The 9,710-nt window shown below is 60.4% G+C and carries 9 protein-coding genes; 1 reads left to right on the forward strand and 8 read right to left on the reverse strand.

The window, feature by feature from the left end; translation table 11 throughout:
• Window positions 1–28: 28 nt before the first annotated feature.
• From FEM54_RS15460 to FEM54_RS15485, 6 genes are read right to left on the reverse strand one after another with little or no spacing between them, the layout of a single operon-like run.
• A complete protein-coding gene (locus FEM54_RS15460; RefSeq protein WP_017137730.1) occupies window positions 29–1,771 on the reverse strand; it encodes an ABC transporter substrate-binding protein in 1,743 nt (580 codons plus the stop codon).
• A 48-nt stretch (window positions 1,772–1,819) separates the two neighbouring features.
• Window positions 1,820–2,092, reverse strand: a complete 273-nt coding sequence (locus FEM54_RS15465) for a DUF2160 domain-containing protein (protein WP_026013758.1) — start codon at window positions 2,090–2,092, stop codon at window positions 1,820–1,822.
• Between the two features lie 11 nt (window positions 2,093–2,103).
• Complete coding sequence (locus FEM54_RS15470; RefSeq protein WP_003174634.1) at window positions 2,104–2,904, reverse strand: carbohydrate ABC transporter permease; 801 nt, start codon at window positions 2,902–2,904, stop codon at window positions 2,104–2,106.
• A 10-nt stretch (window positions 2,905–2,914) separates the two neighbouring features.
• Window positions 2,915–3,781 carry a carbohydrate ABC transporter permease gene (locus tag FEM54_RS15475; RefSeq protein ID WP_138451759.1) on the reverse strand — a complete coding sequence of 289 codons (867 nt, stop codon included), beginning with the start codon at window positions 3,779–3,781 and terminating at the stop codon, window positions 2,915–2,917.
• Window positions 3,778–4,875, reverse strand: a complete 1,098-nt coding sequence (locus tag FEM54_RS15480) for an ABC transporter ATP-binding protein (RefSeq protein WP_138451761.1) — start codon at window positions 4,873–4,875, stop codon at window positions 3,778–3,780. Before FEM54_RS15480 ends, FEM54_RS15475 begins: the two co-directional genes overlap by 4 nt.
• Window positions 4,875–5,969 (reverse strand): ABC transporter ATP-binding protein, encoded by a 1,095-nt coding sequence (locus tag FEM54_RS15485; RefSeq protein WP_017137726.1) that lies wholly within the window; start codon window positions 5,967–5,969, stop codon window positions 4,875–4,877. The genes FEM54_RS15480 and FEM54_RS15485 overlap by 1 nt, the downstream gene beginning before the upstream one ends.
• A gap of 289 nt (window positions 5,970–6,258) precedes the next feature.
• Here FEM54_RS15485 and FEM54_RS15490 point away from each other — a divergent pair, with 289 nt between their 5' ends.
• Window positions 6,259–8,076 carry a sigma-54-dependent Fis family transcriptional regulator gene (locus FEM54_RS15490; protein WP_017137725.1) on the forward strand — a complete coding sequence of 606 codons (1,818 nt, stop codon included), beginning with the start codon at window positions 6,259–6,261 and terminating at the stop codon, window positions 8,074–8,076.
• A 1-nt stretch (window position 8,077) separates the two neighbouring features.
• On the opposite strand, the gene FEM54_RS15495 is transcribed toward FEM54_RS15490, so the two are convergent.
• Together FEM54_RS15495 and FEM54_RS15500 are read right to left on the reverse strand one after the other, a co-directional pair.
• On the reverse strand, window positions 8,078–9,010 hold the full coding sequence (locus FEM54_RS15495; protein ID WP_138451763.1) for a FecR family protein: 933 nt from the start codon (window positions 9,008–9,010) through the stop codon (window positions 8,078–8,080).
• Window positions 9,007–9,549, reverse strand: coding sequence for a sigma-70 family RNA polymerase sigma factor (locus tag FEM54_RS15500; RefSeq protein WP_138451765.1), 543 nt, complete (start codon window positions 9,547–9,549; stop codon window positions 9,007–9,009). Before FEM54_RS15500 ends, FEM54_RS15495 begins: the two co-directional genes overlap by 4 nt.
• Window positions 9,550–9,710 lie beyond the last annotated feature (161 nt).

A 9,710-nucleotide genomic window follows, 5' to 3' on the forward strand; every position in this document is an offset into this window, starting at 1 on the left:
CCACAGGTACAGTGTTTCGGCCTATGGGTTATTTACGCGCCGCCTCCCACTGCTTCAACAGGTCACCATAAGCCACGGTCTCCCCTTTGGGCTTCTCATTCGCCAGCTTGGGCTTCGGCGCGCCCGGTTGGTCAAACCAGTACTGCGCATCCCGCTCCGGGTTCATTTTTGGGCCGCACACCGGCTGCACCTTGGAACGCTCCAGGCGCGTCATGATCGCGTCCTGTTCCTTGGCCAGGTTATCCAGCGCCTGTTGCGGGGTTTTCTCGCCACTGGCCGCTGCGGCGATGTTGCTCCACCACAGCTGCGCCAGGCGTGGGTAGTCGGGCACGTTGGTGCCGGTCGGCGTCCACTCCACCCGCGCCGGGCTGCGGTAGAACTCCACCAGCCCGCCGAGTTTCGGCGCCATGTCGGTCATGGCCTGGGAGTTGATGTCGGACTCACGAATCGGCGTCAGGCCAACGATGGTTTTCTTCAGTGACACGGTTTTCGAGGTGACGAACTGCGCGTACAGCCACGCCGCGAGTTTTTGCTTCTCGGGCGTGGACTTCAGGAAGGTCCAGGAACCCACGTCCTGATAGCCTTTCTTCATGCCCTTTTCCCAATACGGCCCAACCGGCGACGGCGCCATGCGCCATTTCGGCGTGCCATCGGCATTCACCACCGGCAGGCCCGGTTTGGTCATGTCGGCGGTAAACGCGGTGTACCAGAAGATCTGTTGGGCGATATTGCCCTGGGACGGCACCGGGCCGGATTCGGAGAAGGTCATGCCCGCCGCTTCCGGAGGCGCGTAGGCTTTCATCCAGTCCACGTACTTTTGCGTGGCAAACACCGCGGCCGGGCCATTGGTGTCGCCCCCACGGGTCACGCTGGAGCCTACCGGGTGGCAGTCCTCCACGCGAATGCCCCACTCGTCCACCGGCAAGCCGTTGGGCAGGCCCTTGTCGCCGCCGCCGGCCATGGAGAACCAGGCATCGGTGAAGCGCCAGCCCAGCGATGGGTCTTTTTTGCCATAGTCCATGTGCCCATAGATACGTTTGCCGTCGATTTCCTTGACGTCTTCGCTGAAGAACTTGGCGATGTCTTCATAGGCCGACCAGTTCACCGGCACACCCAGCTCGTAGCCGTATTTTTCCTTGAACTTGGCTTTGAGGTCCGCGCGCTCAAACCAATCGGCGCGGAACCAGTAGAGGTTGGCGAACTGCTGGTCGGGCAACTGGTAGATCTTGCCGTCCGGCGCGGTGGTGAACGAGATGCCGATAAAGTCCTTGATATCCAGGGTCGGCGAGGTGAAGGCCTTGCCTTCGTTGGCCATCAGGTCGGTGATGGATTCGGTCTTGCCATAGCGAAAGTGCGTACCGATCAAGTCGGAATCGTTCACCCAGCCGTCATAGATATTCTTGTCGGACTGCATCTGGGTTTGCAGCTTCTCCACCACGTCGCCTTCCTGCAGCAGGTCGTGGGTCAGCTTGATGCCGGTAATTTCGCTGAAGGCCTTGGCCAGTACCTTGGATTCGTACTCGTGGGTGGTGAGGGTTTCCGACACCACGTTGATCTTCATCCCACGGAACGGTTCCGACGCCTTGATAAACCACTTCAACTCTTCGAGCTGCTGGGCTTCGGTAAGGGTGGACGGTTTGAACTCGCTGCCGATCCATTTTTTCGCGGCATCTTCGTACGCATCGGCCCAGGCCGTGGCGCTCAAACCGCTCAAGGCCAGTACGGCGGCCAATGAAATGCTATGTCGCAGCTTATTGTTTTTATTCAACATAGAGACCTCCTGGTGGTTTATTCATAAGGGCACTAGTTCATAAGGGCACTAGCCCCAACGCATCACACTCAACAGCCATACCAGGGATAGCGCAGACGCCACCCAGATGCTCCAGTCGGTAACGCCGATCACCAGCAAATGCAGGTAGGCGCTGCCGAGAAGACCGATAAACAAACGATCACCACGGGTGGTGCTGATCGGCAACAAACCGCGCCGAGGAATACTCGGCGAACGCAGTTCCCAGGTGGTCATGCCTGCCAGCAGCAGGCCAATCGTCACAAAGAACAGTGCGGTGGGGGTGGTCCAGGCCATCCATTCCATCATCGAATCCTCTAGACCCGGCCCAGGGCAAAGCCCTTGGCCACGTGGTTGCGAACAAACCAGATCACCAGCATGCCCGGCAGAATGGTCAACACCCCCGCCGCTGCCAGCACGCCCCAATCAATGCCGGAAGCCGAGACCGTGCGCGTCATCACCGCCGCGATGGGCTTGGCGTTAACCGAGGTCAAGGTGCGCGCCAGCAGCAGTTCGACCCAGGAAAACATGAAGCAGAAAAATGCCGTCACACCGATACCGGAGCCAATCAACGGGATAAAAATCTTCACGAAAAACTTGGGAAAACTGTAGCCGTCGATGTAGGCGGTTTCGTCGATTTCCTTGGGCACGCCGGACATGAAGCCTTCCAGGATCCACACCGCCAACGGCACGTTGAACAGGCAATGCGCCAGCGCCACGGCGATGTGCGTATCGAACAGCCCGATGGACGAATACAGCTGGAAAAACGGCAGCAAAAACACCGCCGGCGGCGCCATACGGTTGGTCAGCAGCCAGAAGAACAGGTGCTTGTCGCCCAAGAACCGATAGCGCGAAAACGCATAGGCCGCCGGCAGCGCCACGCTCAGGGAGATCACCGTGTTCAGGCTCACGTAGTAAAGCGAGTTGAGGTAACCGGTGTACCAGCTCGGGTCAGTGAAGATCACCTTGTAGTTGGCCAGGGTAAAGTCCTGCGGAAACAGCGTCAGCCCGCCGAGGATTTCGGTGTTGCTCTTGAAGGACATGTTCAGCAGCCAGTAGATCGGCACCAGCAAAAACAGGATGTAGATCAGCAGCGGGATAACCTTGCGCTTGCTCATGTTGGCGGCCTCAGCGGTTGGCGTCGGAGTGGGTCATGGCGGTGTAGAACAGCCAGGACACCAACAGGATGATCAGGAAATACACCAGGGAAAACGCCGCCGCCGGGCCCAGGTCGAATTGGCCTACGGCCATTTGGGTCAAGGTCTGACTGAGGAACGTGGTGGCGTTACCCGGCCCGCCGCCCGTCAGCACGAAAGGCTCGGTGTAAATCATGAAGCTGTCCATAAAGCGCAACATCACCGCGATCAGCAGCACGCTTTTCATCTTTGGCAATTGGATATGTCGGAACACCGCCCAAGCGGATGCGCGATCAATCCGCGCTGCCTGGTAGTACACGTCCGGAATCGCACGCAGCCCCGAGTAACACAGCAGCGCCACCAGCGAAGTCCAGTGCCACACATCCATCACCAGCACCGTCACCCAGGCGTCCATGGTGTTGGCCGCATAGTTGAAGTTGATGCCCATGGCGTTGAGCGTCGAACCCAACAGGCCAATGTCGGCGCGGCCAAAAATCTGCCAGATGGTGCCGACCACGTTCCACGGGATCAGCAGCGGAATCGCCAGGATGATCAACACCAGTGACGACCAGCGGCCCTTGGTCGGCATGGTCAGGGCGATGGCGATGCCCAGCGGAATTTCGATCAACAGCACGCAGGCCGAGTAGATGAACTGGCGCAGCAAGGAATCATGCAGGCGCGGGTCGAGCAGCACCTGTTTGTACCAGTCGGCACCGACAAAATAGCGGCTGGACTGGTCGAAAATGTCCTGCACCGAATAGTTGACCACGGTCATCATCGGGATCACCGCGCTGAACGCCACCAGCAGGAACACCGGTAACACCAGCCACCAGGCCTTGTTGTTCTGCACCTTGTTCATGGCTGCACCTCCAGCAGGTAATCGTCGGCGTACACCATCAACCACTGCGCGGGAAAACTGATCGAGGCTTTGCCTTCCGGCACCGGTTTGTCTTCGGCCAGGCGTACTTTCAACGGCGCGCCGTCGAGGTTGAGGGTCATGATCTTGTAGGTGCCGAGGTCTTCCACATGCACGACGTCGGCCTGCAGCGCGTCAGGGTTGTACTCGTCCCACACGTGGATAAATTCCGGGCGGATACCCACCTGCAGCTTTTTGTAGCCCGTCTCGCGCAGGCGCTGTTGCAACGCCTCGGATAACGGCAGCAACGTACTGGCAAAGCGCACGCCACCGGCTTCGGCCTGCACCTCGATCAGATTCATCCCGGGGCTGCCGATGAAATAGCCGACAAAGGTGTGGCTGGGGCGCTCGAACAGCTCACGCGGCGTGCCGAACTGCACGATCTGCCCGCCGTACATCACCGCGATTTTGTCAGCGAAGGTCGACGCCTCAAGCTGGTCGTGGGTGACGTAGACCATGGTGATATTGAACTGCTCATGAATCTGCTTGAGCTTGCGGCGCAATTTCCATTTGAGGTGCGGGTCGATCACCGTCAGCGGTTCGTCGAACAGGATCGCCGACACGTCATCGCGCACCAGGCCACGGCCCATGGAAACTTTTTGTTTTTCATCGGCGGTGAGGTTGCGGGCTTTTTTGCTCAGCAGGGCTTGCAGGTCGAGGACTTCGGCAATTTCCTGCACCTTGCTGTGAATTTTCGCTTCGGCCATGCCCTGGTTTCGCAGGGGAAACGCCAGGTTGTCGAACACCGTCATGGTGTCGTACACCACCGGGAACTGGAACACCTGGGCAATATTGCGTTTCTCCGGGGTCAGCTCGTTGACCACTTTAGCGTCAAACAGCACCTGGCCTTCGGACGGGCTGAGCAAGCCGGAGATGATATTGAGCAATGTCGACTTGCCGCAGCCCGATGGCCCGAGCAAGGCGTAGGCACCGCCCTGCTCCCACACATGGTTCATGGCCCGAATGGCGTAGTCCTCGGGGCCATTGGGTGTAGGGCTGTAACTGTGCGCGAGGTTCTGCAAATGGATCTCGGCCATCAGGCAACCCTCGCGACGCGGCGCCCGGGGGCCTGGACCAAACGCCCCTGGCCATCGAACACAAAGAGTTTATGGGTGGGGATGTACACACGAATCGGCGCGTCGACGTCGTACTCATGCACCCCCGGTAAATGCAGCACCAACAGGAAATGCTCGCTGCGCACGTGCAGGAAGGTTTCCGAACCGCTGATCTCGGCCACCTCCACGGTCACCGCCAGTTCCAGGTCATCGTCGTTGCTCGGCACCAGGCTGATATGGCTGGGGCGCACGCCAAAACGGAACTCGCCTTCGCCGATGGGACGCAGATCCACGTTCAACGGGAAGTGCACGACATTGGCAAAACTCACTTCATTGCCACTGATACGCCCCGGCATCAGGTTGATCGGCGGCTCGGAAAACAGCTCGGCGGCCAGCACCGTCTGGGGCTGGTGATACACCTCGGCGGCCCTGCCGCTCTGGATCACCCGACCTTCGTGCAGGATGGTGGTGGTGCCACCCAGTGCCAACGCCTCGTTGGGTTCGGTGGTGGCGTAGATGGCAATGGTGTGGCGCGCCTTGAACAGTTCGCGCATTTCCTGACGCAGCTCTTCGCGCAGTTTGTAGTCCAGGTTTACCAACGGCTCATCGAAAAGGATCAGCTCGGCGTCTTTGACCAAGGCGCGGGCCATGGCCGTGCGTTGCTGCTGGCCACCGGAAAGCTCCAGCGGGTGGCGCTGCAGGAACTTCTCGATGCGCAGCATCTGCGCGGTTTCCAGCACTTTGCTGTGGATCAGTTCGTTGGACACACCGGCCTGGCGCAATGGCGAGGCGATGTTTTCGAACACGGTCATGGTCGGGTAATTGATGAACTGCTGGTAGACCATCGACACGTTGCGCAGGCGCACCGGCTTGTGGGTGACGTCTACGCCGTTCATCAGGATGCGGCCGCTGTCGGGTTTGTCCAGCCCGGCCATCAGGCGCATCAGGCTGGTCTTGCCGGACAGCGTGCGGCCGAGCAATACGTTGAAAGAACCGGCTTCGAAACGCAGGTTGGCGTCGTCGATCCAGGTCTGGCCTTCGACAACGCGGGAGACATGTTCCAGGGTCAATGACATGACACGCCCTTTTTATTATTGGAATGATTCTGGCCATTCGTAAGAGCGAGTTTCGTGCCAGAAGTGGCAGGTGGTTGATCTGTAAGGAAATGGGTTGAACAGGATGTTCAGGCATGAACACAAATGAACAACCAGCGCTGAACAACTGAACATTAAGCGGGTTGACATTGAACAGTTCTGAACAACAATCGATGGGCGCCACAGATTTAATGTGGGAGCTGGCTTGCCTGCTCCCACAGTTGGACGGCGTAAGGCTTGATAACAATAAAAATAAAAGAAGGTCGCCCCCATGGCCGAACCCCTCGCACACGACACCCTTATCCAGGAATCCTGGCGCCGTTGCCGCGCCTTTGGACTGGACCACCAGAGCACCCCCAGCTTTGATCAACTGCCCGCCGAAGGCATCAGCCAGTTGCTCGAAAGCCAGCATTCCCTGGTGCAGACCACCCATCAGGAAGTGCTGCCCTACTACGAAAACATCCTCAGCAATTCCAACTGCCTGATCATGCTGGCCGACAACCAGGGCCAGGTGCTGACCTCGTGGGGCACCCAGCGTTTTATCGAGCCGAAGCTGGCGCGCGGCTTCAGTGCCGGTGCCAGTTGGAGGGAGCGCTCAAGCGGCACCAATGCCATCGGCACTGCGCTGGCCTGTGCCCAGGCGGTGCATATCGAGCACGATGAACACTTTCTCAAGGCCAACCGCTTCATGACCGGCTCCGCGGCGCCGATTTTCGATGCCCAGCGCGAAATCATTGCGGTACTGGATGTGTCCAGCGACAGCTACCTGCCGCCCTCCCACACTTTGGGCATGGTCAAGATGATGAGCCAGACCGTCGAGAACCGGCTGATCCTCAACCTGTTTCGCGGCGAGCATTTCCAACTGACCTTCAACACCGGCCTGAACAACCTCGACAGCCAGTGGGCGGGCCTGATCATCTTTGATGACAGCGGCCAGGTGCTGTCGGCCAACCGCCGCGCCGACAACTTGCTGGGCATCAGTTTGTCGCGGGTGCTGATCGACAGTTTGTTTAAAGTCTCGCTGCTGGAATTGTTGAATCAACCCGAGGGCTTGCCGTTCTCGTTACAGGCCGCGGGCCGCAATCGGTTCCAGTGTTTATTGAAGCGGCCGCAGAAGATGCCGGTGCAGGCGCGGGTCTTTGCTGAGCCCAAGCCCACAAAACCTGCGCCGATGGGCATCCAGACCCTGCATTTTGGCGATGTGCGCGTAGAAAAGGCCGTGCGCCAGGCCGAGCGTTTGCTGGAAAAGGACATTCCGTTATTGATTCACGGCGAGACCGGCGTTGGTAAAGAGGTGTTCGTCAAAGCCCTGCACCAAGCCAGCTCGCGCAGCAAACAGGCGTTCATTGCGGTGAACTGTGCAGCGATCCCCGCCGAACTGGTCGAGTCCGAGCTGTTTGGCTATGAAAAAGGCGCCTTTACCGGTGCCAACCAGAAAGGCAGCATCGGCCTGATCCGCAAGGCGGATAAGGGCACGCTGTTTCTGGATGAAATTGGCGACATGCCCTTGCCGACCCAGGCCCGTTTGCTGCGGGTGTTGCAGGAGCGTTGCGTGCAGCCGGTAGGCAGCAGCGAGCTGTTCCCGGTGGACTTGCGCATCATCTCGGCCACCAACCGCGTGCTGCGCGACTGGGTGCAGGCCGGGCGCTTTCGTGAGGATTTGTACTACCGCATCGGTGGCCTGACCCTGGAACTGCCGCCCCTGCGCGAGCGTACCGACAAGCAGGCACTGTTCCAGCAGCTGTGGCAACAGCACCGTGAGCCGACCCAATGGGCCGGGCTGAGTGCCGAGGTGCTGGCGTTGTTCGAGCAACACCCGTGGCCGGGCAACCTGCGCCAGGTCAGCAGCGTGTTGCAGGTGGCGCTGGCGATGGCCGAGGAGCAGCCGGTGCGACCGGAGCATCTGCCGGATGATTTCTTTGTCGACCTGAACGTGACCGCGCCCTTGCCCACCCAGCCAAGCCTGGAAGACAACAGCGACCTGAGCCAACGCTTGAAAGCAGCGGGCGGCAACATCTCCCACCTGGCGCGGGAACTGGGCGTAAGCCGCAACACCCTGTACAAGCGCCTGCGCCAGCACGAAGGCTGATCTAGCGCGGTTTGACCACCACCATCAGGTCGGTGAAGTACTCCACCCGAATCGGCAGGTTATCGGCCAGCGCCGAGAGCGCCGCGGCCGTGTCGTCGAGTTTGAACACCCCGGACACACGCAGGTTTTTCAACGCCTGGGCATCGAAGCGCACCAAGCCGTGGCGGTAGCTGGCCAGGGTTTGCAGCACCTCACTCAGCGGTTGGTCGTTGACCTTGAGCAGGCCACGCGTCCAGGCATCCGGGTCGGCGCTGCCGGTCGCCTGTACAGGCCCCGCGTGGCCATGATCAAGAATCGCGCGCTGCCCGGCCGTGACCTTGACGCCCTCGCCCGTGTCACCTTGGACCGCCACAGTGGACTCGATCACCGTGACCACGGTGCTGCCGTCCACTGCGCGCTTGACCAGATAGCGCGTGCCCAAGGCCGTGGCCGTGCCTTGATCGGTGCGTACCACGAACGGCCGTTGCGCGTCCTTGGCCACGTCAACCCACAGCTCGCCTTGCAGCAGTTCGATCACGCGCTGGTGGCCGTCGAATTTCACGTCCACCGCCGAGTTGCTGTTGAGCTGCAACTGGCTGCCGTCCTCAAGAGCAACCTGGCGGCGCTCGCCGATGCCGGTGCGCTGGTCGGCCGTCCACACCGGCATGTGCTGCACACCGAACCAGCCGCACAGCACTACGCCGAGCACCCCCAAGGCCTGCACCCTGCGCGAACGTTGGGGCGCAAAGGCGCGATTCAGGGCGATGCGTGCCGGTTGCGCGGGCAACGTATCGAAGCCACCCCAGAGCGAGCGCATACGCTCGATGGCCACGGCATGGCGCGGGTCGGCCTGACACCAGGTATTGAAGGCGTGGCGCTCGGCATCGCTGACGTCTTCGTCGTGCAGCCGCGTCAGCCAATTCGCCGCTTGTTGAATGATCTGTTCGGCGTTCACGGCAACGGGTCCGCCCCGTACAGGCTGTGGTAGCAATGCACCAGCGCGGTGGACAGGTAGTTTTTGACCGTGCTGGGTGACACCTCAAGACGCGTGGCGATCTCACTGTAGGTGAGCCCGTCCAGGCGGCTTAACAGGAAGGCTTCACGGGTTTTCGCCGGCAGGCCGGCGAGCATCTCGGCGATGCGCTCCAGGGCTTGCAGCGCCACATGGATCGCGGCCGGGTCGGGCATGCCGGCGTCTTCACACTGCACCAGCAGGGCTTGCAGGTAGGCCTTTTCGATCCGGCGGCGCCGCGCCCCATCGATCAACAGGCGCCCGGCGGTGGTGGCGAGAAAGGCGCGAGGCTCCTTGATGGTGTGCGGCTCGGCCATCATCAACAATCGGATAAACGCATCCTGGGCCAGGTCGGCAGCGTACTGGGAACACCCGAGTTTTTTGCGCAGCCAGCCGTGCAACCAGCCATGGTGCTCGCTGTACATCGCCGTAAGGGTCTGCTGACGGGCGCAATCGCCCGGCGCGGCCGGAATGTCATGCATGCGCAAAAACTTCTCAAATGGGAAAGATTACCAATTGAGCGAACAATGCCAGTAAAACTGTGGCGGGGCAAGGGCCACTCGGGTGGGCTGGATGCCGTGGGCGGGCTTGTGTGGGAATTGGTCTGAGTGGATGCTGGCTTGTGTGGGAGCTGGTCTGTGTG

Origin of the sequence: Pseudomonas edaphica (genome assembly GCF_005863185.1) — a bacterium.
GTDB classification, from domain to species: Bacteria; Pseudomonadota; Gammaproteobacteria; order Pseudomonadales; family Pseudomonadaceae; genus Aquipseudomonas; species Aquipseudomonas edaphica.

Coding starts and splice junctions, on each gene's coding strand:
- FEM54_RS15460 (WP_017137730.1), bottom strand. CDS start 1,771: ATGTTGAATAAAAACAATAAGCTGCGACATAGCATTTCATTGGCCGCC.
- FEM54_RS15465 (WP_026013758.1), bottom strand. CDS start 2,092: ATGGAATGGATGGCCTGGACCACCCCCACCGCACTGTTCTTTGTGACG.
- FEM54_RS15470 (WP_003174634.1), bottom strand. CDS start 2,904: ATGAGCAAGCGCAAGGTTATCCCGCTGCTGATCTACATCCTGTTTTTG.
- FEM54_RS15475 (WP_138451759.1), bottom strand. CDS start 3,781: ATGAACAAGGTGCAGAACAACAAGGCCTGGTGGCTGGTGTTACCGGTG.
- FEM54_RS15480 (WP_138451761.1), bottom strand. CDS start 4,875: ATGGCCGAGATCCATTTGCAGAACCTCGCGCACAGTTACAGCCCTACA.
- FEM54_RS15485 (WP_017137726.1), bottom strand. CDS start 5,969: ATGTCATTGACCCTGGAACATGTCTCCCGCGTTGTCGAAGGCCAGACC.
- FEM54_RS15490 (WP_017137725.1), top strand. CDS start 6,259: ATGGCCGAACCCCTCGCACACGACACCCTTATCCAGGAATCCTGGCGC.
- FEM54_RS15500 (WP_138451765.1), bottom strand. CDS start 9,549: ATGCATGACATTCCGGCCGCGCCGGGCGATTGCGCCCGTCAGCAGACC.